At 66.7% G+C, this 20,953-nt stretch carries 22 protein-coding genes; 10 read left to right on the forward strand and 12 right to left on the reverse strand.

Translation table 11 applies throughout. From position 1 onward, the window contains the following. Positions 1 to 49: 49 nt before the first annotated feature. The 8 genes from ccsB to A5784_RS12480 form a co-directional block, all read right to left on the reverse strand. Entirely contained in the window at positions 50 to 1,018 is a 969-nt protein-coding gene (gene ccsB / locus A5784_RS12445) for a c-type cytochrome biogenesis protein CcsB (RefSeq protein ID WP_064945210.1), read from the reverse strand. A 7-nt stretch (positions 1,019 to 1,025) separates the two neighbouring features. Further along, positions 1,026 to 2,543, reverse strand: coding sequence for a cytochrome c biogenesis protein ResB (gene resB, locus A5784_RS12450; protein ID WP_064945298.1), 1,518 nt, complete (start codon positions 2,541 to 2,543; stop codon positions 1,026 to 1,028). A 77-nt stretch (positions 2,544 to 2,620) separates the two neighbouring features. Then, positions 2,621 to 3,394, reverse strand: a complete 774-nt coding sequence (locus A5784_RS12455; RefSeq protein WP_064945211.1) for a cytochrome c biogenesis CcdA family protein — start codon at positions 3,392 to 3,394, stop codon at positions 2,621 to 2,623. Continuing rightward, positions 3,391 to 3,984 (reverse strand): TlpA disulfide reductase family protein, encoded by a 594-nt coding sequence (locus A5784_RS12460; protein WP_064945212.1) that lies wholly within the window; start codon positions 3,982 to 3,984, stop codon positions 3,391 to 3,393. Before A5784_RS12460 ends, A5784_RS12455 begins: the two co-directional genes overlap by 4 nt. Beyond that, positions 3,984 to 4,598, reverse strand: coding sequence for a histidine phosphatase family protein (locus A5784_RS12465; RefSeq protein ID WP_502687511.1), 615 nt, complete (start codon positions 4,596 to 4,598; stop codon positions 3,984 to 3,986). The genes A5784_RS12460 and A5784_RS12465 overlap by 1 nt, the downstream gene beginning before the upstream one ends. Next, complete coding sequence (gene hemL / locus A5784_RS12470) at positions 4,595 to 5,893, reverse strand: glutamate-1-semialdehyde 2,1-aminomutase (protein WP_064945214.1); 1,299 nt, start codon at positions 5,891 to 5,893, stop codon at positions 4,595 to 4,597. The genes A5784_RS12465 and hemL overlap by 4 nt, the downstream gene beginning before the upstream one ends. A 31-nt stretch (positions 5,894 to 5,924) precedes the next feature. Beyond that, positions 5,925 to 7,316 carry a cytochrome P450 gene (locus A5784_RS12475; RefSeq protein WP_197514718.1) on the reverse strand — a complete coding sequence of 464 codons (1,392 nt, stop codon included), beginning with the start codon at positions 7,314 to 7,316 and terminating at the stop codon, positions 5,925 to 5,927. Between the two features lie 24 nt (positions 7,317 to 7,340). Beyond that, positions 7,341 to 7,727: a nitroreductase/quinone reductase family protein gene (locus A5784_RS12480; RefSeq protein WP_064945216.1), complete on the reverse strand. Its 387-nt coding sequence runs from the start codon at positions 7,725 to 7,727 to the stop codon at positions 7,341 to 7,343. 22 nt (positions 7,728 to 7,749) lie between these two features. Between A5784_RS12480 and A5784_RS12485 the strand changes: the two genes are divergently transcribed. Then, a complete protein-coding gene (locus tag A5784_RS12485) occupies positions 7,750 to 8,130 on the forward strand; it encodes a nitroreductase family deazaflavin-dependent oxidoreductase (protein WP_064945217.1) in 381 nt (126 codons plus the stop codon). Between the two features lie 24 nt (positions 8,131 to 8,154). Here the strand turns inward: A5784_RS12485 and A5784_RS12490 are convergent, their stop codons facing one another. After that, positions 8,155 to 8,655 (reverse strand): DUF5994 family protein, encoded by a 501-nt coding sequence (locus A5784_RS12490; RefSeq protein ID WP_064945218.1) that lies wholly within the window; start codon positions 8,653 to 8,655, stop codon positions 8,155 to 8,157. 721 nt (positions 8,656 to 9,376) lie between these two features. Between A5784_RS12490 and A5784_RS12500 the strand changes: the two genes are divergently transcribed. Together A5784_RS12500 and A5784_RS12505 are read left to right on the forward strand one after the other, a co-directional pair. Beyond that, on the forward strand, positions 9,377 to 9,580 hold the full coding sequence (locus tag A5784_RS12500; protein WP_064945220.1) for a cold-shock protein: 204 nt from the start codon (positions 9,377 to 9,379) through the stop codon (positions 9,578 to 9,580). Between the two features lie 270 nt (positions 9,581 to 9,850). Next, a complete protein-coding gene (locus A5784_RS12505; protein WP_064945221.1) occupies positions 9,851 to 10,816 on the forward strand; it encodes an acyl-ACP desaturase in 966 nt (321 codons plus the stop codon). A 16-nt stretch (positions 10,817 to 10,832) separates the two neighbouring features. Here A5784_RS12505 and A5784_RS12510 read toward each other — a convergent pair whose 3' ends face one another. Then, positions 10,833 to 12,332: a long-chain-fatty-acid--CoA ligase gene (locus A5784_RS12510; protein ID WP_064945222.1), complete on the reverse strand. Its 1,500-nt coding sequence runs from the start codon at positions 12,330 to 12,332 to the stop codon at positions 10,833 to 10,835. A gap of 144 nt (positions 12,333 to 12,476) precedes the next feature. On the opposite strand from A5784_RS12510, the gene A5784_RS12515 reads away from it, so the two are divergent. The 4 genes from A5784_RS12515 (at position 12,477) to A5784_RS12530 (ending at position 16,484) form a co-directional block, all read left to right on the forward strand. After that, positions 12,477 to 13,316, forward strand: coding sequence for a TetR-type transcription factor C-terminal domain-containing protein (locus A5784_RS12515; RefSeq protein WP_064945299.1), 840 nt, complete (start codon positions 12,477 to 12,479; stop codon positions 13,314 to 13,316). A gap of 149 nt (positions 13,317 to 13,465) precedes the next feature. Further along, the gene (locus tag A5784_RS12520) at positions 13,466 to 14,497 is read left to right on the forward strand and encodes a phosphotransferase family protein (RefSeq protein ID WP_064945223.1); all 1,032 of its coding nucleotides are present in this window, start codon (positions 13,466 to 13,468) and stop codon (positions 14,495 to 14,497) included. After that, positions 14,497 to 15,258, forward strand: coding sequence for an SDR family NAD(P)-dependent oxidoreductase (locus A5784_RS12525; protein WP_064945224.1), 762 nt, complete (start codon positions 14,497 to 14,499; stop codon positions 15,256 to 15,258). Before A5784_RS12520 ends, A5784_RS12525 begins: the two co-directional genes overlap by 1 nt. Positions 15,259 to 15,278: 20 nt before the next feature. Continuing rightward, complete coding sequence (locus A5784_RS12530; RefSeq protein ID WP_064945225.1) at positions 15,279 to 16,484, forward strand: acyl-CoA dehydrogenase family protein; 1,206 nt, start codon at positions 15,279 to 15,281, stop codon at positions 16,482 to 16,484. Between the two features lies 1 nt (position 16,485). Here the strand turns inward: A5784_RS12530 and A5784_RS12535 are convergent, their stop codons facing one another. Beyond that, positions 16,486 to 17,691 carry a PucR family transcriptional regulator gene (locus A5784_RS12535; protein ID WP_197514719.1) on the reverse strand — a complete coding sequence of 402 codons (1,206 nt, stop codon included), beginning with the start codon at positions 17,689 to 17,691 and terminating at the stop codon, positions 16,486 to 16,488. A 130-nt stretch (positions 17,692 to 17,821) separates the two neighbouring features. Here A5784_RS12535 and hchA point away from each other — a divergent pair, with 130 nt between their 5' ends. From hchA to A5784_RS39635, 3 genes are all read left to right on the forward strand, one after another. After that, positions 17,822 to 18,742 carry a glyoxalase III HchA gene (gene hchA, locus A5784_RS12540; RefSeq protein ID WP_064945226.1) on the forward strand — a complete coding sequence of 307 codons (921 nt, stop codon included), beginning with the start codon at positions 17,822 to 17,824 and terminating at the stop codon, positions 18,740 to 18,742. A 125-nt stretch (positions 18,743 to 18,867) separates the two neighbouring features. Then, positions 18,868 to 19,638, forward strand: coding sequence for a methanethiol S-methyltransferase (gene mddA, locus A5784_RS12545; protein WP_064945227.1), 771 nt, complete (start codon positions 18,868 to 18,870; stop codon positions 19,636 to 19,638). A gap of 75 nt (positions 19,639 to 19,713) precedes the next feature. Beyond that, complete coding sequence (locus A5784_RS39635) at positions 19,714 to 19,845, forward strand: hypothetical protein (RefSeq protein WP_286159424.1); 132 nt, start codon at positions 19,714 to 19,716, stop codon at positions 19,843 to 19,845. A 250-nt stretch (positions 19,846 to 20,095) separates the two neighbouring features. Here the strand turns inward: A5784_RS39635 and A5784_RS12550 are convergent, their stop codons facing one another. Continuing rightward, positions 20,096 to 20,917 (reverse strand): BtpA/SgcQ family protein, encoded by an 822-nt coding sequence (locus A5784_RS12550; protein ID WP_082944807.1) that lies wholly within the window; start codon positions 20,915 to 20,917, stop codon positions 20,096 to 20,098. Between the last annotated feature and the right edge of the window lie 36 nt (positions 20,918 to 20,953).

A 20,953-nucleotide genomic window follows, 5' to 3' on the forward strand; every position in this document is an offset into this window, starting at 1 on the left:
GAATCTCCCCTCCATTCGGGCGCGATGCGCTACCCGCGCACCACATCACCTAACCAACGCCGGCGTACGAGTGCAGCCCGACGGTAACCAGATTGATGAAAAACAGGTTGAACACCATCGCAACGAAGCCAACCACGTTGATCCAAGCGGCCTTGCGGTCGCGCCAACCTGCGGTCGAACGGGCATGCAGGTACGCGGCGTAGACCACCCACGCGATGAACGACACCGTCTCCTTGGGGTCCCAACCCCAGTAGCGGCCCCATGCCTCCTCGGCCCAGATGGCACCGAAGATCACTCCGAAACCGAAGATGGGGAACGCGAAGATGGTCGTCCGGTAGGCGATCCGGTCGAGGGTCTGCGCGTCGGGCAGGCGCTGGATGACCCGCCCGAAAGCATTGTCCCGTTCGGCCAAAGGCGACATCTTGACCAGAAACAGGATGCTCGCGACACCGGCCACCAGGAACACCCCGGAGCCCAGGCTGACCACCGACACGTGGATCGGCAGCCAGTACGACTGCAGCGCGGGCATCACGGGCGCGGCGTTGGTGTACAGCCAGTGGCCCGACACCGCCAGCAGGATCAGCACCGGCACCAGAACGAACACCCACAACGCGCGGTACTGCGGCCTGCGCAGCACGATCGCCGACGCGATCAGGCCGGCGAAGCACGTCAGGTTGATGAACTCGTACATGTTGCCCCACGGCACCCGGGCCGTGGCCAGGCCGCGCAGCACGATGCATCCGAACAACAGCGCGATACCGACGTAGACCAGGGCCAGGCCGGCGCGGCCGATCCGCTCGTCGGTGGACCGGGTGGGGACGTCGGCGATGACGCCGGGGGTCGTGCTGTCGGCGCCGACCGTGGCACCGACCAGCTCCCGAACTTCGACTTTCCGGCCGCGGCTGTACGCAAGCTCCACCGCCAGCAACAGCAGGGCACCCACCAGAACCACCACCGATGAGGTGAAAGCCCAGTCCGAGTACCGGGCCAACCCGATATCGATGTGCTCGGTATTCATGCGTGCGTCACTCTCCCAGCAGCCGTTGCGTCAATCGCTCGAACTCGTCGCCCCATCCGGAGTTGTCGGTGCGCGCGAGCCCGCCCAGCTCGACGCTCACGGTACCCGGCGCAGCGGGTTGGATCCGAACCCAGACCCGGCGCCTGCGCACCACCAACGACACCAGCAACCCGGCCATCATCGACATGGCGAAGACCAGCACCCACACCTGCGCCGGATCATGGGACACCTGCAGGTTGATGAACGGGACCGCCCCGTCGAACCGGACCGTGGTGCCGTCGTCGAGGCGCGTGACCTGTCCCTTGGCCAGGTTGACCCGCGCCACCTTGGTCAGCCGCTTCTGGTCGATGAGGCGCGGATCCAGCGAGAACAGGGACTGCGGCCGGCCGGTGTCCAGGCCAGTGTCGCCGCGGTAGATGTCGACGGCGACCGCCGGATCGTTGAGCGCCGGGAAGCTCGACGACAGCAGCGTGCCCTCGAGCTGTTTGGTCGGGGCGAACACTCCCTGGATGGCGATCTGATGCTTGCGGCGCTCGTCGGCGTCGGGGTAGCTGCCGCCCGGCGGATCGATCCGCACGACGCCGGAGGACAGCAGGGTCAGCGGCTCCTCGGGCTTCCACTGCACGGTCTGGCTGCGGGTTTTCCCGTCCGGGAAGGTGACCGTGAACGACGGCGCGTAGCCGTGCCCCTGCAGGTAGATCCGGTTGCCGCCGATGCGCAGCGGATGGTTGACCTCGAGCCGGTAGGGCCGCCAGGTGTTGGCTGCCAGGTCGTGGCCGGCCTGATAGTCGACGTTGGCCGCGAACGACAAGGCCTGGCCCGACGGCAAGTAGTGCGCGTCGAAATCGTTGACCCGCAGGCAGATGGGGTCCAGCGAGGTGCCGTCGACGGTGTTGCCTGCCCGGAACGAGTCGAACGCCGCCGGGGAGGCCGAGCAGAAGCCGGGGCCGCCGTCGGCGATGACGATGACGTTGCCCTCGTAGCCGAACAGCTTGCCCGCGGCGACCGCGACCAGCAGGCCGAGCAGCGAGAAGTGGAAGACGATGTTGCCGAACTCGCGCAGATAGCCCTTTTCGGCCGAGACCTCGGTGACGCCGTCTTCGGTGCGGGTGACGGTCCGCCAGCCCTTGAGCCGGCGCGTCACCCGCTCGGCCAGTTCGTCGGGATCGCCGTTGACCTGCTCGGAGTGGTACTTCGGCAGCCGGGCCAGGTTGCGCGGCGCGGCCACCGGAACGGCCCGCAGGGTGCGGACATGCTCGATCATCCGCGGGGTCAGGCAGCCGACCAGCGAGATGAACAGCAGGACGTAGATGGCGGTGAACCAGAAGCTGGAGAAGACGTCGAAGGCCTGAACCCGGTCCAGCCACGGGCCGATGGTCGAGTGCTTGGTGAGGTACTCATCGACCTTCGAGGAGTTGAGGCTGCGCTGCGGCAACAGGGCACCCGGGATGGCGCCGAGCGCCAGCAGGAACAGCAGCACCAGGGCCGTGCCCATCGACGTCAGGGTCCGCCAGGTGTTCCGCATCAGCGCGAGCAGACGCTGAATCGCACCGGGACCACTCGATTTGGGCGATTCCGTGTCTGCTCGCGAGTCGAGGTCGGTCATATCGGCAACCTCACATCGCTGACGAAGGCGTCGCGCACCCAGGACACGAAGTCGTTCCACAGGCCCGTGACGAGAGCGGTACCCACCAGGATCAGCAGGATCCCGCCGAAGATCTGGATGGCGCGGGTGTGGCGGCGCAACCAGCCAAGGCCCTGCACGGCCCGCGCCGAGCCGAGGGCCAGCAGCACGAACGGAATGCCCAACCCGAGGCAGTAGGCCAGCACCAGGGTCACGCCGCGCGCCACACTCGCGCCGTCGGTCGCCGACGCCACCGCGATCACGCCGGTCAGAGTCGGCCCGAGGCACGGGGTCCAGCCGAGCGCGAACACCGCGCCCAGCAGCGGGGCCCCGGCCAGCGTCGACCATTGCCGCGGCGTGAACCGGGCCTGGCGCTGCAGCATCGGCACGAATCCGACGAACACCAGACCCATCACGATGGTGACGATGCCGCCGATGCGTTGCAGCAGCAGCTGGTTGGCGATCAGGGTGGTGGTCATGCCGAGGACGGCGACGGCGCCCAGCAAGAACACCACGGTGAACCCGGCGACGAACAACGCGGCGGCACCGGCGACCCGCAGGCGCGCGGTCTTGACGCCGACCGTGCCTGCTTCGGATTCGTCGACCCCGACGACTGCGGCCAGGTACGACAGATAGCCCGGCACCAGCGGCACGACGCACGGCGACGCGAACGACACCACGCCGGCGAGCACACTGACCCCCAGGGCTAGCAGCACGGGCCCTGCAGCCGCGATCTCCGCGAAACCGGTCATGTCTTCGGTCCTGGTTCGGCAGCCAACTTCTCCACGATCGGCTGCAGATCCTCGGCCAGCAACTCCCGCAGGAACACCGCCGCAACGCGGTGCTGACGGTCGAGCACCACGGTCGACGGGATCACCGTCGTCGGGTACTTGCCGCCGAACGCGATCATGGTGCGCATCGCCGGGTCATAGATCGACGGGAAGCTGACCTTGCGGTCGGTGACGAAATCGACTGCGGCGTCGCGGTTGTTATCCCGCACGTCGATGCCGAGGAACGCCACGCCCTTGTCGCGGGTGGTGTCGTACACCTTCTGCAACTGGCTGATCTCGGCGCGGCACGGCCCACACCACTGGCCCCACACGTTGATCACCACGACCTTGCCCGCGAAATCGTCGAGCGACAGCGTCTTGTTCGGATCGGCGAGCTCCGGCCCGCTCAATTTGCCTGGGGTGCCACGCTTTTCGGGCGGATCGTAGAAGATGTCGGTCTTGCCGCCCGGCGCGACGAACTCGAACGTGCCGCCCTGCGCGACGGCGTCGTCACCGGTGGAACAACCGGAGACGAACAGCACCGCCGCAAGCAGCGCGACCAACCACTTCACTAGATACCCCAGGGCTCCGAGTATCCCCAGCGGACCAGGCGGTCGCCGTCGAACGTGAACGACGTGAGCGACGACAGGTTGCACAACCGGCTGTGCGGCAACGGCAGATGCGCGAGCTTGCGCCCCGTCATGGCCCGGCGCAGCGTCTCGACCGGGAGTTGGTGGCTCACACACACCGCCTCGTGGCCTGCGGCCTTCTCGCGAGCACGGTTGAGCGCAGCCATCATTCGCGGGGCGATCTGGTCGTAGGGCTCGCCCCACGACGGCTTCATCGGGTTGCGCAGCCGCGGCCAGTTCCGTGGATCGCGCAGCGCGCCGTCACCGGGCGACACCCGCTCACCCTCGAACTGATTCCATGATTCGATGAGATCGTCGTCGACATTGATGGGCAGGCCGTGGCTTTCGGCGATGGGTGTCGCGGTCTCCTGGGCCCGCTCCAACGGCGAGGCCACCACGTGCACGATGTCGTTGTGCGCCAACCAATCCGCGGCGGCCTGCGCCTGGGCTCGGCCCCGCTCCGACAGGTGATAGCCGGGCAGGCGCCCGTAGAGCACCTTATCCGGGTTGAACACCTCACCGTGCCGCATGACGTGCACGGTCGTCCGAACTGTCACGCCGTGGCCTCCGCGGCGGCGCGCGCCGCACCGGGCAGGGCATCGGCGATGCGCTCGAACGCTGCATCATCCAAAATGCTTGAGACGAACCAGGTTTCGAATGCGCTACACGGCGGGTAGACCCCGGCCTCCAGCAGCGCATGGAAGAACGGCGGGAAGCGCCAGGTCTGCGTGGCCTTCGCGGCGGCGAAATCGTGCACCGGCTCGTCGGTGAAGAACACGCTGAGCATGTTGCCCGCCCGCTGCACCTGGTGCGCGACGCCGGCATCGGTCAGTGCGGAGGCCAGCAGGCCCGCCAACGTGTCGGCGTTGGCGTCGAGCCGGGCGTAGGCCGCATCGTCGGCGTTGCGCAACGTCGCCAACCCGGCGGCCATCGCCACCGGGTTCCCCGACAGGGTGCCCGCTTGATACACGGGACCCAGCGGGGCCAGCCGCCCCATCACCTCGGCGCTGCCGCCGAACGCCGCGGCGGGCAGGCCGCCGCTCATCACCTTGCCGAACGTGAAGAGATCCGCGTCTACGGGATCCAGCCCGTACCACCCGGCCTTGCTCACGCGGAAGCCCGTCATCACCTCGTCGAGGATCAGGAGCGCACCGTGGGCCGCGGTGATGCGCCGCAGCGCGGCGTTGAAGCCCGGCAGCGGCGGCACCGTGCCCATGTTCCCGGGGCTGGCCTCGCTGATGACGCACGCGATCTCGTCACCGAAGCGCTTGAACACGTCCTCGACCGCTTCGACGTTGTTGTACGGCAGCACGATGGTGTCGGCGGCCGCGGCGCCCGTGACGCCGGGCGAGGACGGCAGGCCCAGCGTCGCGACGCCGGAGCCGGCGTCGGCGAGCAGTGCATCGCTGTGGCCGTGGTAGCAACCCGAGAACTTGATGATCTTGGCTCGCCCGGTGTAGCCGCGGGCCAGCCGGATGGCGCTCATGGTGGCCTCGGTCCCGGAGTTCACCAACCGCAGCTTCTCGACGGGCGCGACCCGGCCGATGATCTCGGCGGCCAGCTCGGTCTCCGACGGCGTCGGGGCGCCGAAGCTCAGCCCGTGCGCCGCGGTCTGCTGAACTGCCTCCACGACGGCCGGGTGGGCGTGGCCGAGCAGCGCCGGGCCCCACGAGCAGACGAGGTCGATGTAGCGGTTGTCGTCGGCGTCGGTGAGCCAGTAGCCCTGCGCGGAGGTGATGAACCTCGGCGTACCGCCCACAGAGGTGAAGGCCCGGACCGGGGAATTCACTCCCCCGGGGATGAAGGCGCAGGCATCGGCGAACAGTTCGGCCGAGCGCTGGGTGACAGGCATGGCCACCAGTGTCCCAGCCGGTGCAAACCCGTCAACTACAGGGTGTAATAGTGGCCCGTCCCCGTGGCCGCACCGTGGCCGGGATCGGCCCCTTGGCCACGGTGGTGAACGGCACGTCAACCGGGAACTCGGCGCAGGTCGCGACGACTTCGACGGCGCGCACGATGGTGGCCAGCGCCAGCGTCGTCTCAAGCCGCGCGAAATGCTCGCCGATGCACGACCGCGCACCACCGGCGAACGGGATGAACTGCCAGCGGTCCCGCTGCCGGGTGTTCTCCGGGCTGAACCGGTCGGGGTCGAACACCTCGGGATCCGGCCACAGCTGCGGATCGTGATGTACGGCGTAGATACCCAGTGCCACCAGGCTGCCCGCCTGGACCCGGTAGCCGTCCACAGCGATATCGCGAAGCGCCAGGCGGCCCACCCCGGCGGCGGGCGGGCAGAGGCGCATGGCTTCGTTCAGTACCTGCACGGTGTAGCCGAGGCTCGGCACGTCGGCCGGGGTCAACTCGCGGTCACCGAGCGCTGCGGCCTCGGCCGCCACCCGCTGCTGAATCTCGGGATGGCGGCCGAGTTGCCACAGCGCGTAGGTCAGCGCGGTGGCCGTCGTGTCGTGCCCGGCCAGCATGAAGATCAGCAGGTCGTTGCTGATGTCCTCATCGGACAGCGGGCAGCCGGTCTCCGGGTCGGTGGCCGCGATCAACGCCTGGACCAGCGGCGCGTCCCGGTCCGGATCAGAGCGACAGGCGCGCAGGATCTCGGTGGTCACCGCCCGCATCGCCGCGACGGCGGCGCGGGCGCGGGCGCGCGCCGGGGTGGGAAGCCACCTGGGTGCCCGGACCGGACGCAGCGCCCGGTCGGTGGTGTACGACGACGCGACGTGCATGTGCTCGACGATGACGCCAGCGCGCTCGTTGAGGTCGATACCCAACACCGAACGGCCCAGCGACTGCATGGTGACCCGGCGGCATTCGGCGTCGAGATCGATCCCGCCGCCGTCACCCCAGCTGTCGACCGCGGTCTGCGCGGCCCGCGACATGTGCCCGCCGAAGGCGCGCACGTTCAGTCTGGTGAACACCGGCTGCAATGCGCGTCTCCTGGGCCGCCACTGCTCATTGGGCAGCACGAACAGGCTGTCACCGGCGGCGTGGCGCACCTCGTCGTGCACGATGCACCGCTCGGCGAACGCGTCGTTGCGCCCGAGCACGTCGCGGATGCCGTCCGGGGAGAACACCGCGACGAGCGGGGGCATCAGCCACGCGGGGCCGAACTGCACGCGCGTGATGGGCCCGCCCGCGGCGCGCAGCACCAACTGGCCGGTGTCCAGTTCCCGCACGGCGTTTGCCAATTGTCGGATGGACAGCGGATTGCGAGGTGCAAGGGGCAGCGTGCTGACGTCATCGACATTCGCTGTGGCGTTCATCACCATCAGTTGTAGCCGAACGTCTCACCCGGCCGGGGTCAGCGCGAACACCGGGTGGTCCGCGTCGTCGGGCAGTTGCCTCCAGTAGCCTTCGACGACCTTGCCCGCCAGGGGCCGATAGGCGGCGATGATCGGCGCTCGTTGCTCCACCGGAACCTCGGCGGCGACGTAGCTGTCCGATCCCAGTGTGACGCGGGGTTCGGCCCGCACATTGCGTACCCATTCCGACTCACCCCGGGTCGAGACGAGGTACTTGACCCCGTTGACCTCGGGAACCACGACAGGAATCTGCTGAGGCTGTTTGCTGATTCGGGTGGTGACCGTCAGGGTCCGGCTCTGCCCGACGCCGGTGGCCATAGCGATCCGGTTGAACACTGTGCGAACAAACCATCCAGGCTTGAGGTAGGCCATAAAGCACGAGTTTGATGGGAGCATGCAGCTACCGCAATCGCTGGCTCGCTTCAATCGCCACGTGACCAATCCCATCCAACGCCTGTGGGCCGGCTGGGCCCCGACCTTCGGAATCCTTGAGCACGTCGGTCGCAAATCGGGCAAGACCTACCGCACCCCGCTGAGCGTGTTCAGCACCGACGACGGCGTGGCGATCATGCTGACCTACGGCCCGGATCGGGACTGGCTGAAGAACCTCACCGCCGCCGGTCACGCCCAGATCCGCCGCCATGGCAAGACCATCCGGGTGCAGGATCCGCGGGTGGTGACCAAGGAAGAAGCCGCCGAGCACGTGACAGGCGTGATGCGACGGCCGTTCGCCCGGTTGCCCTTCGAGCAGGCCGTCCTGCTGACCCAGGTGTAGCCGGCGCCTGCGCGCCCGCCCGCGTCAGCCTTCAGCCACCGCCGCCTTGCGGACCGGGCGGGCCCATCTGGCGGATTCCGCCAGCGCGGTGTCGACGACCGAGTCGGCGATCGCGAACAGCGGGGTGTTGCGGTCGGCACTGGTGATCGGCAGCACCGCCGCACAGCGCATCACCAGAGCTCCCAGCGCCAGCGATGTTCTCGGCGGCACCACCAGCAACGTGATGTCGGCGTTGCGACCGGTCACCCTGATCAGGCGCAGACGCTTGGGACGCGTCACGGTTGCCCAACGGCTTCCGACGACCATCGCGTCCAGGTCGAGCTGCCCCTCGGTCTCCGACCAATTCAGACAGATCTCGACAATCTCGCCCAGCTGGTGCTGCAGCGCCGCGACCAGATTGGGCAGTTCGGTGGCCAGCGACCCGGAATAGGGCCACCACGCCCCGTCGATGTCGGCTCCCAATTGCTTGGCCAACACGACCCGTACCGGTCGCGCTGAGCGTCGGGGGCCCTCCAAGCCGTTCATGATGTCGTCGGACCGGGAAGCGAATGATTGTCAGAGTCGCTCGAAAAAATCGGTGCCTCAACGGGTATCGCGAGGTTCGTATAGTCGTCGATGTCGACGGGCGGACAAGTATGAGAAAAGACGACGGAAGACTCCATAAGCCCGCTCCTAGGTCGGTGTGGGTCCGGCCGCATGCGTCGCGGTGGGAACCACCAATCGATGCATGATCTGCAGGCTGATCGCGTCGACAATGGAAGGATCCAGACGGCTGAGACCGCCGGCTACCCCGCTGAGAGATGTGACGCCTACCTGCACCAAACTACACCCACCACCGCCGACGACGCAGCGATCGGCCTGGCTGCACCGGCGTGGCGTCACGCGAAATCTGCCGTCGGCCATGGCCATCGGTATCTCCGGCGGCAGGAGCAGACCGAACTGCCGGCAGGTTCGCCGGCTCGCGCCCTGCCGATTTGGAGGCACCAAGTACACTTGGGATAACTCGGCGGTACTTCGTCGCCTGACTGGTCAAAGTCAGGCCGTCGCCGAATCGAAATATGACCGGTCGCGGTCAAGGCGGGAGCGTCACTTTGACGCCACAGCATGACTTCAGCACGGTCGTCCTCGGCACTCGACAGCCCGCGACCTCGGCACACCAGTAGCCGACCACCGTTACCTGTTGGGCCCCAATATATTTGGGCGCATCGACGATGCGTTCATCGAAAAAAGAGAAAGTAGTAAAAGCATGACCGAAGGAACCGTGAAGTGGTTTAACAACGACAAGGGCTTTGGCTTCATTGCCCCGGATGGCGGTGCGGCCGACGTGTTCGTTCACCACAGCGAGATCCAGGGCAGCGGCTACCACACGCTGGAGGAGAACCAGCGGGTGAAGTTCGAAGTCACTCAGGGCGCCAAGGGCCCGCAAGCGGTGGGCGTAACCGCTCTCTGATCACTTCCGGAACCCCGGGACTGGCGCCGCGGCAGAGCCGAGCGCGCGGTTCCGGGGTTTCGCGCGTTTTCAAGAAAGTGCGTCCAGCTGCGGAAACGCCGATCTTGATAGCATCTGCTCGTGCGGATTTGCCGGATCGGCCGGCCGGCCGCGTGCCCCTGGGTGGGACGGCAAATCGGTTTTAGCCGCAAAACCGGGTACCTTGCATGCGTATATCCAGGCAGATAACGCGGACACACACCGGTCGGGCTAACACTTAAGGGGACCCTGTTGCAGAGATATTTGACCGACGTCGAGGTTCTCAAGGAGCTCGAGCCGGTTGCTGAGGCAGGTCTCAATCATCACCTGAAGGTGGCCAAGGAGTGGCATCCGCACGACTATGTCCCGTGGGATCTGGGCCGTAACTTCGCCGCGCTGGGCGGCGAGGACTGGGACCCCGAACAATCCCGGCTGTCCGAGGTCGCCAAGGTCGCGATGGTCACCAATCTGCTCACCGAGGACAACCTGCCGTCCTACCACCGGGGCGCAGCCAACCACTTCTCGCTCGACGGCGCCTGGGGCCACTGGGTCAACCAGTGGACCGCCGAGGAAAACCGGCACGGCATCGTCATCCGCGACTACCTCGTCGTCACCCGCGGTGTCGATCCCGTGGCGCTGGAACGCATGCGCATGGAGCACATGCGCAACGGCTACGACCCCGACGAAGAAGAACGCGAAATCCATGAGCCCGGCCCGCTGATGATCTCGGCGTACGCCACGCTGCAGGAGCTCGCCACCCGGGTCAGCCACCGCAACACCGGCAAGATCTGCGACGACCCCATCGCCGAGTCGATGCTGCAGCGCGTCGCGACCGACGAGAACCTGCACATGGTCTTCTACCGCAACATGTTCTCGGCCGGTTTCGACCTCGCGCCCGACCAGGCGATGGAAGCGGTGTGCGCCATCATCGAAGGATTCCGGATGCCCGGCCGCGGTATGCCGAACTGGCGCCGCAACAGCGTGATCATGGCCAAACACGGCATTTACGATCTGCGCCAGCACCTCGAAGAGGTCGTGATGCCCAACGTCAAGAAGTGGCGGATCTTCGAGCGCAACGACGTGACCGCAATCGGCGAGAAGCGCCGCGAGCAGCTCGCCGACTACCTGGAGGATCTGCAGAAACAGGTCGTCAAGTTCGAGGAGCAGCGCGACCGCATGCTCGCGCGCGAGGCCGCCAAGGCTGAGCGCTCGGCGTAGCCAGCCGGCGGGGCACCTAGGCGAGTGACATGTCGGCGGGTGGGCGGACCTCGCGCCGCAGGATCTTGCCGGTAGCGCTCATCGGCAGGGTGTCGGCGATCCACACCTTCCGCGGGTACTTATAGGCAGCCACCTGCTCTTTCACGAACGCCCGCAGCTCGTGGGGCGTCGCATGCGAGCCGCGCTTCAACACCACCGCCGCGCCGACCTCCTCCCCCAGCGACTCATGAGGCAGGCCGACCACGGCAGCCGCGGCGACGGCGGGATGCGCGTAGAGGACGTCCTCGATCTCGCTCGGGTAGACGTTGTACCCGCCCCGAATGATCAATGCCTTCTTGCGGTCGACGACGTAGAAGTAGCCGTCATCATCGGTGCGGCCGATGTCGCCGGTGGCTAGCCACCCGTCGATGATCGTGTGCGCGGTCGCCTCGGGCAGACCCGAGTAGCCTTTCATCACGTTGTGGCCGCGGATCTGGATCTCACCGGCCACGCCTGATGCCACGGGCACTCCCCGATCGTCGACAACCCGCATCTGCACACCTTCGATCGGAACGCCGATCGAGCCGATCTTGCGTTCCCGGTCGGGCGGGTTGAAGCACGCCAGCGGGGACGTCTCGGATAGCCCGTAGCCTTCGAGGACGACGCAGCCGAAGCGTTCTTCGAAGCCGCGCAACAACTCTCGCGGCAGGGCCGCACCACCGGACAGGCATATGCGCAACGAGCCGGTGTTCCACTCGCCTGCCGCGTGCAGCATCGCCGAGTACATCGTCGGCACCCCGGCGAACACCGTCACGCGCCGGCGCGCGATGAGGTCCAGGGTGTCCTCACCGGTGAACCTGGGCAGCATGACGAGGTTGGCTGCCGTCGCCACCGCCACGTTGAGCGCACACGTCATCCCGAACGCGTGAAACAGCGGCAGGCAGGCCAGGATGACGTCGTCGGGGCCCGATCGGATCACCTGCCGAGCCGCCACGGCCTGGTTCTTCTGCAGGTTGCCGTGGGTGAGTTCGGCGCCCTTGGGAACACCAGTCGTGCCGGACGTGTGCAGGATGACGGCCGTGTCGTCATCGCCGCGGACGACCGAATCCCGCACGGGCGCCTGATGTTCGGTCAACGCGGCAAGTCCGTCGTCATCCACCACGCACACCGGCACACCGGCGCTCGCCGCACCTGCGTGGGCGGCCGAGGCGTGGTCGGGGTGCGAAAAGAGAAGGCGTGCATCGGTATTGGAGAGAAAGAAGTCGACTTCTCGCGCACTCTGCAGCGGATTCATCGGGACGACGACCGCGCCGGCACGCAGGATGCCGTAGTAGAGCATGGCGAACGCGGGCACGTTCGGCAACATCAGGCCCACCCGGTCCCCCGGGCCGATACCGCCCGCGTGCAGGAAAGCCGCGACCCGGCTTGCCGATTCGTCGAACGCGCGGAACGTCACCGTGCGCTCGCCGAGCGTCAGCGCGTCGGCGTCCGGATACATCGCTGCCGCCTCGCGCAGATTAACCGCAACATTGGTCACCCGGTACTCCTACGAATGGGGAAGTTTCGACGCCTCAACCATGTCCGCCGGTGCCGCGCTCCGACAATGGTGCGCGGGACAAACCGGGGCCCGGGATCGTGTGGGCCGGGACAATCAGCCGGGGCGACGCCTATCATGTTCAGCATGGCTGAACACACTGGCGCGCTCGTGCGGTCCGCCCGCGTGCGGGCCGGGGTCTCGTTACGCCAGCTGGCCACCCGCATCGGCGTGAGCCCGGCGACGATGAGCGCGATCGAGAACGACAAGGCAGGCCTCAGCGTGGATCGGCTCTACGCGATCGCCGAGGCGCTGGGCACGTCGGCCACCGAGATGTTGCGGGCACCCGAGCCCGACCATGTTCCGCGGCCCCGCGTCCACGACAACATCCCTGGCGCAGACTGGCGCGCGTTTCCCGCGTTGAACCTGGACCCAGTGCTCATGGCCGCCATCTCGGTGTTCGTCCGCACCGGCTACCACGGGGCCACCATGCGGACCATCGCCACCGCCGCGCACATGAGTGTCCCCGGCGTCTACCACCACTACCCGAGCAAGCAGCGCCTGCTGGTGGCGATTCTCGACGTCGCGATGAGCGAGTTGCACTGGCTCATCCCGGCGGCCAGGACCGAAGGGGCCACGCCCACCCAGCGATTCAGCAACATGGTCGAGGCACTCGCGCTGTTCCACACCCACCGCAGGGACCTGGCCTTCATCGGCGCGAGCGAGATGCGCAGCATTCTGCCGCCTGACCACGAGCGAATCTCCGCGCTACGCAACGACATCCAGTACATGCTCGACGACGCGGCCGACGACGCGATCGCGACGGGCGAATTCCGCACGCCGCACGCCCGCGACGCCACCCGGGCGATATCCACCATGTGCACGTCGCTGCCGTCGTGGTTCCAGCCCTCCGGGCCGACGTCGGCGTCGGAGATCGCGCGGGAGTACGCGCGGTTCGCCGTCGACATCATGCGCGGCGGCAACTGAGGTTCACTGTTCAGCTCAACTGAACATTTCAATCCGGTCGAGTCGACCCTGTTGACAAAACGGCTGTATCCGCTTCAACATTGGATTACCGAGCGTTATCGAACGTTCGGTCGGGATTGCGTCCCACCAGCCTCAGAACGGAACACCTGATGACCGACGTCGAATCGCTGCTGCACCCGGCCCGACTGGGCCCAGCTCTGGCCAAGGCCACCGCCGACGACCGCTGGGCTACGTTCGACGCTCGGCTCATCGCCGGCGGCAAGTCGAACCTGACCTTCGAACTGACCTCTGCCGCAGGAGAATTGATTCTGCGCCGCCCACCGCAGGGGCCTCTGCTACCGAGTGCGCACGACATGGCCCGCGAGGCGCGCGTGCAACGGGCGCTGGCACAGACATCCGTGCCGGTCGCATCGATCGTGTTCACCGAGACCGCGGCGCTGACCCTCGACACCCCGTTCTACGTGATGGAGAAGGTCGCCGGCCACGCCATCCGCGACGCCATGCCTGCGGGTTACGCGACGGCGCCCGCAGATCGGCGCAAGATCGCCGACGCCCTCATCGACACATTGGCCGACCTGCATGGTATCCAACCCGCATCCGTAGGCCTCGACGACTACGGCAGGCCCGAGGGTTTCCTGGCCCGGCAGGTCAGCCGCTGGCGAAAGCAGTCGCTGGCCAGTCGTTCTCGCGACGTGCCCGCGCTCGATGCCCTGGCGACCGCGCTGGAAGCTGACCTGCCCGCCAGCCCGCCGCCGGCCATCGTGCACGGCGACTTCCGATTGGACAACTGCCTGATGGATCCGAAAGACCCGGGCCGCGTCGCGGCAGTTCTCGACTGGGAACTGTCGACGATCGGCGACCCGCTCACCGACCTGGGCCTCCTGATGTTCTACTGGCCGCAGCACGGTGAACCCAACATCCCGCTGGTGCCGACGGTCACCACACAGGAGGGTTTCCCGCCGCGGTCGTATCTGTTGTCCCGCTACGCCGAACGGACCGGCCGCGACGTCTCGGCGGTGCCGTTCTACGAAGCGTTCGCACGGTTCAAATTCGCCGTCATCATCCAGGGCGTCGCAGCGCGATCGGCGGCGGGAATGATGGCGGGCCAAGATTTCGGCGAGGTGGAAAGCGACGTCATCCGGCTCGCCGAGGCCGGCCTCGACGCGTTGGGAGCGGCGTGATGGAGAGCATCATCGACCGGTTCCGGCTGGACGGGCGGGTCGCGGTGGTGACCGGGGCGAGCTCAGGCCTGGGCGCCGGATTCGCCAGGGCACTGGTCGACGCCGGCGCGCGGGTTGTCCTGGGAGCCCGACGCGAGGATCAACTGCACTCCCTGGCAAGCGAATTCGACACCGACCTGGTCCGCACCCGGCGCACCGATGTCACCGATCCGCAGGACTGCACGGCGTTGGCCGAGCTGGCGATCGCCGAATTCGGCCGCCTCGACGTCCTGGTCAACAACGCCGGGGTCGGCACCGCGGTGCCCGCGCTGCGGGAAACCCCCGACGAGTTCCGCGGCGTCATCGACGTCAACCTCATGGGCACGTACTGGATGGCCCAGGCCGCGGCCCGGGTGATGAACCCGGGGTCGAGCATCGTCAACATCGCCAGCGTGCTCGGGCTCATCAAATCCTATGCACCCCAAGCGGCATACGCCTCCAGCAAGGCCGCCGTCGTCGGCCTCACCCGGGATCTGTCCCAGCAGTGGTCGGGTCGCAAAGGCATCCGAGTCAATGCCATCGCGCCCGGATACTTCGAGAGCGAGATGACCGCGGCCATCCCCGGTGACCAACTCGCGGCATTCGTCGACCAGACCTCGACACTCAAACGCCTCGGCCGCCAACACGAACTCGACACCGCCCTGATCTTTCTGGCCGGCGACGCGTCGAGCTACATCACCGGAATCACGTTGCCCGTCGACGGCGGCATGTCCGGCCACTGACCCCAGACAAGGAGCACACCATGGATTTCAGCCCATCACCACGCACCGTCGAGCTCACCGACAAGGTGTGGGACTTCATGCGCGAGAAGGTGTTTCCCGCCGAGTCGAGCTACCGGGACTGGCGTGCGGCGAACTCCGACCATGCGCGGCCACCGATCCTCGAAGAACTCAAGGAAGAAGCCAAGCGGCGAGGATTGTGGAACCTGTTCCTGCCGCATGAATCCGGGCTGAGCAACACCGAATACGCGGCGATCGCCGAGATCACCGGGTGGTCGCCCGTCATCGCTCCGGAGGTGATGAACTGCAACGCGCCCGACACCGGCAATATGGAGACGCTGTTGATGTTCGGCACCGACGAGCAGAAGAAACGGTGGCTCGAACCCCTTCTCACCGGCGAGATCCGGTCCGCGTTCGCCATGACCGAGCCCGCCGTGGCCAGCTCGGACGCCCGCAACATCACCACCTCGATCACCCGTGACGGCGACGAGTACGTCATCAACGGCCGCAAATGGTGGATCACCGGCGTGGCTGACGAGGCCTGCCAGATCTTCATCGTGATGGGCAAGACCGATCCCGACGCGGCGCCGCACCGGCAACAGTCCATGGTGCTGGTCCCCCGCGATACCCCGGGACTCCAGATCGTCCGGCACCTACCGATTTTCGGATACCAGGATCAGCACGGGCACTCCGAGATCGTGTTCGACAACGTCCGCGTTCCGGTGGCCAACATGCTCGCGGGCGAGGGCGACGGGTTCATGATCGCGCAGGCGCGCCTGGGTCCGGGGCGCATCCACCACGCCATGCGGGCCATCGGCATGGCCGAGCGGGCATTGGCGCTCATGGTCGACCGTGCCCAGAACCGCGAAGCGTTCGGCGGGCCGCTGGCCGAGCAGGGTGTGGTGCGTGACCTCATCGCCCAGTCCCGCATCGAGATCGACCAGGCCCGTCTGCTCGTGCTGCACACGGCATGGCTGATCGACCAGCACGGCGCGCGAGGGGCCGCCACCGAGATCGCCGCCATCAAGGTGGCGGCGCCGAACATGGCCACCCGGGTGATCGACCGCGCCATCGAGGTGTTCGGCGGCGGCGGGATGAGCGACGATTACCCGCTCGCCTACTTCTACAGCTGGGCGCGCGTGCTGCGGATCGTCGACGGCCCCGACGCAGTCCACCGGCGCACCGTGGCGCGCAACGAATTACGCCGCGAACGCCCGTACGTCGGGTAACTCACGGCACCGAGATCCGGCAGTCCGGCAGGCGTCGCACGGCGTCCAGAGCGATGTACAGCTCGGCGGAATCAAGCCTGCGGTCGAACGAGCGCCCCGACAGCTGCTCGATGCGGCGCAGGCGGTAACGGACCGTGTTCGGGTGGCAGTAGAGCCGCTCGGCGGCCTCGCTGGCCGAGCCGTCGACGGCGAAGTAGATGGCCATGGTCGTGAGCAGCAGCTCTCGATCGGCCTCGGGCAGGTCGAGCAGCTCACCCAGGATCTGCTTGCTGATGGTCGCCGCCGTCGACGGCGCACTCACCACCAGCATCGGCAGCGGCGCGTCGTCGAACACCGTCACGCGGGCCACGCCCGCCTCGGCACCCGCAAGCGCGTTGCGTGCCAGATGCAGCGCCTGCGGCGTCTGGTCCAACCGGGTGTACGACGGGCTCACGCCGACGGGCCCGACCGACAGCGCCCGTAGCGCGTCGACCAGTTCGGTCATGCCGTCGGTACCCCGCATCGATACGATCCCGACGTGCAGGTCCGGCGTGAGCCGCCACGCCGACCCGATGTCCCGGGCACTGAGCACCGGCTCCACATTGGGCAACGCGTGCCGGGCCAGGCCCGGGGCGTCGGCGACGACGACCGCAAAAGTGCCCTGATACGGCAGGGCCAGCAGATCGGCGGCATCGAGAATGGTCTTGGTGTCGCCGGTGCCTCCCTGCAGCACCGCCTCGACCAGCGCAGAACGCTCCTGATCGCGCTGCACCATCAGCAGCGCCGCGGTTTCGGTGAACGAGTTCATCATCGCCGTGGTGAAAGTGTCGTGATAGGACCACACCTCACCGGCGATCTCCACCAGATCGGCGTCGGTGACCGTGTCCGTCCGCGCCGCTTCGGCCACGATCATGTCCCACATACACGCGAACGAATGCCGAAATGCGTTCTGCACCATGGCCAACGGAACACCTTGTTCCGCGCGCCGATGCCCGGTCTGCCGTGGCGCGTCCAGATCGAGCAGCGGCTCGTGCGCAACATGGCGGATCATGAATTCCAGGTTGGTATGGCACGACGTGTAGAGGTCGTCCGCAGGCACCACACCATCGGCCCGGTAGACCTCGATGTTGTCGCGGATGCGGTCGACGAGTACCTGCGCCAACTCATCGACGCGCGCCAGCAGCGCCGCGGCGATCGTCGCACCGGCGTCCGGGGTGTGATCACGCACGATGCCAGCGTATGCGGCGCCCGGCCCCATATGGCCGAAGTCGCCGCACGCGGTCTTGTGCCGGCAGACAAACCCCGTCGGGTGGGTCTTGTTCGGCACGCCATCGACCGGCAGGCCCGAGACGACCACGATGGAGGTACCGACAACGAGGAGAAAGCAGGTGGACGCCGTGGCAGCCAACGCAGACGATCTGAGCAGAGAACCGACCCCGGACCCGGCCGAAGACAACGCCTACTTCCCGTCGCCGTACTCGCTGAGCCAGTACACCACTGCCAAGACCGATTTCGCCGGCGTCAAGCACAAGGACGCCTACACCGGCGGCAGGTGGAAGGTCCTCATGATCGCCGCCGAGGAACGCTACGTCCTGCTGGAGAACGGCAAGATGTTCTCGACCGGCAACCATCCCATCGAGATGCTGCTCCCGCTGCACCACCTCATGGAGGCGGGCTTCGAGATCGACATCGCGACGCTGTCGGGCTACCCGGCCAAGCTGGAGCTCTGGGCCATGCCCCGCGAGGACGAGGCGGTGATGTCGACCTACCAGGCACTCAAGCCAAAGCTCAAGCAGCCCAAGAAACTTGCCGACGTGATCGCCGATGATCTCGGCCCGGACTCCGACTACATCGCGGTGTTCATCCCGGGCGGTCATGCGGCCGTGGTCGGGTTGCCTGCGAGCAAAGACGTGGAGCAGACGCTCGATTGGGCGCTGGCCAACGACAAGTTCATCATCACGCTGTGCCATGGCCCGGCCGCGCTGCTGGCCGGCGCGCTCGGCAAGCAGGAATCGCCGTTCAAGGGCTACTCGGTATGTGTCTTCCCGGACGCGCTCGACCAGGGGCCGAACATCGAGATCGGTTATTTGCCAGGACATTTGCGCTGGCTGGTCGCCGACCTGCTCGGCAAGCAGGGCCTCACGGTCGTCAACGATCAGATGACCGGACAGGTCCACCGCGACCGCAAACTCCTCACCGGTGACAGCCCACTCGCGTCGAACAATCTCGGCCTGCTCGCCGCCGACGCTCTGATCGAAGCGGTGCGCGCCGACGGGTGATCGTTTCCCTGCGAGCGGGGAAGAAAACCACTGTTCACCTGGGGTTTCGAGGGCTACCGTGAAGAGGTGACGCTGCGGAGGGGCGCACGGAGCACAACTTGTCCCACCGGTGGCAGGAGGTCACCATGAAGCGTTCACTCACCGTCGCCTACGGAGTCGCGAGCTATCTGCTGTTCGTCGTGACGTTCCTCTATGCGATCGCTTTCGTCGGCAATTTCCTCGTGCCCCGCACCATCGACTCAGGCATCACAGCACCGCTCGTCGAGGCCGTGATGGTCAATGTGCTGCTGTTATCGGTATTCGCGGTGCAGCACAGCGTGATGGCGCGGCCCGCGTTCAAACGGTGGTGGACACGGATGGTGCCCCAAGCCATCGAGCGCAGCACCTACGTGTTGTTGTCCAGCCTCGCGCTGCTGGTGCTGTACTGGCAGTGGCGCACCATGCCCACCGTCGTCTGGCAGGTGGAATCGGTTGTCGGGCAATGGGTTCTGTGGGTGCTGTTCTGGGCTGGCTGGGCCACGGTGTTCAGCTCCACCTTCATGATCAACCACTTCGACCTGTTCGGGCTCCGGCAGGTGTATCTGGCGTGGCGGGGTCAGCCCTATCGCGAACTGGGATTCCAGTCCGTGATGTTCTATCGGCTGGTGCGCCACCCGATCATGGTCGGCTTCATCGTGGCATTCTGGGCGGCCCCGACCATGACCGCGGGGCACCTGCTGTTCGCCATCGTCACCACGGCTTACATCCTGGCGGCGATACAGCTCGAAGAGCGGGATCTGGTTGCGGCACTGGGCGATAAGTACCTCGACTACCGGCGGCACGTCTCGATGCTCGTGCCGCTGCCGCACCGCGACGACACCAACGCCACACCGCGGATTCGGCATCGGCCGGCGTAATCAGCGCGACTGGCTTTTAATTTTTTCTCGGGTATGGTCGCGCTCAGTGATTGTTTGCGAATAAAAGGAGCAACGATGGCTGATAAATCTCAGGGCCGCCTTCCCAAAAAACCGGCGATGACCATCAAGGAGCGGCGGGCCGCAAAACGCAAGGCCGCCGCATCCGAGGACACAATTCCCAAGAGGAAGCGCCCAGACCGCTCGTAAGCCCTTGTCCCGCTAGACCTTAGCTGCGCCAATTGCGGATCAATTCACTCACACACAAAGCCTCCGGAATTTCCGATATCGAGATTCACACCAGGGACAAATCCGACGCGAGTTTTATCCCTGGTGTGAGTCTCGATATCAAAGCGCGGCAATGCGGACGTCACGCCCCGCTCGTATTACCCGGGACTACACCAACACCAGACCGAGGATTCGGCACGCGTGAGCGGTCCGCCCACGCGTGCCGTCACCCTCAAACCAGCTGCTCGCGGTATGCGCGTGCGTTGCCCATCAACTCTTCCACCCGGGCCCGCTGCGCCCTGTTCTCGAAAACACCATCGGCTTTGAAGTAGGTGCCGACCACCGCACCGTCGGCGATGGCCAGCTGGTCGGCGACGTTCTCGGCACGAACCCCGGTGTTGACGAACACCGGGACCGCACCCGCCGCCGACTTGACCACGCGCAGCGCCTCGACGTCCGTCGGCGACCCGGCCGTCGCGCCGGACACGCAGATGGCGTCCGGCGCAGTCGCGAACACCGTGGTACGCGTGATCGATGCGAGGTCGCGCGCGGCGAGGTAGGTGGCCGACTCCGGCACGATGTTGAAGAGCAGTTTCACACCGGCCCCGCCCACCCGGGCGCGGTGCCGGGCGACCTCGCCCACGTTGGTGTCCCACAACCCGAAGTCACTGGCATACACGCCCGTGAAGATCTCGCGGACGAATTGCGCCCCGGTCGCGACCGCCAAATCGATGGACGCCCTGCCGTCCCACAGCACATTGACCCCGTAGGGCACCGTGATATCCGGCAGCAGCTCACCGATGATGCGAGCCATGGTGATCGCCGTGATCGGTTCGGTCCTGGTCAGGTACGGCAGACTGAACTCGTTGCTGAACATCACTGCGTCCACTCCCCCGGACTGCAGGGCATCGAGTTCTTCGCGGGCCCGGTCGACGACCGCGGCGATACCGCCCGCGCTGTCGTATGCGGGATCGCCGGGCAGTGCGCTCAGGTGGAGCATGGCGATGACGGGTTTGCGCACATGGAAAACCTCGTCGAGCCAGGTGGTGGTCACTACTTGTGCCTTTCTGTTTATCTTGCTTCGCAGTCG

Origin of the sequence: Mycobacterium sp. 852013-50091_SCH5140682 (genome assembly GCF_001665685.1) — a bacterium.
In the GTDB taxonomy this organism is placed as follows: domain Bacteria; phylum Actinomycetota; class Actinomycetes; order Mycobacteriales; family Mycobacteriaceae; genus Mycobacterium.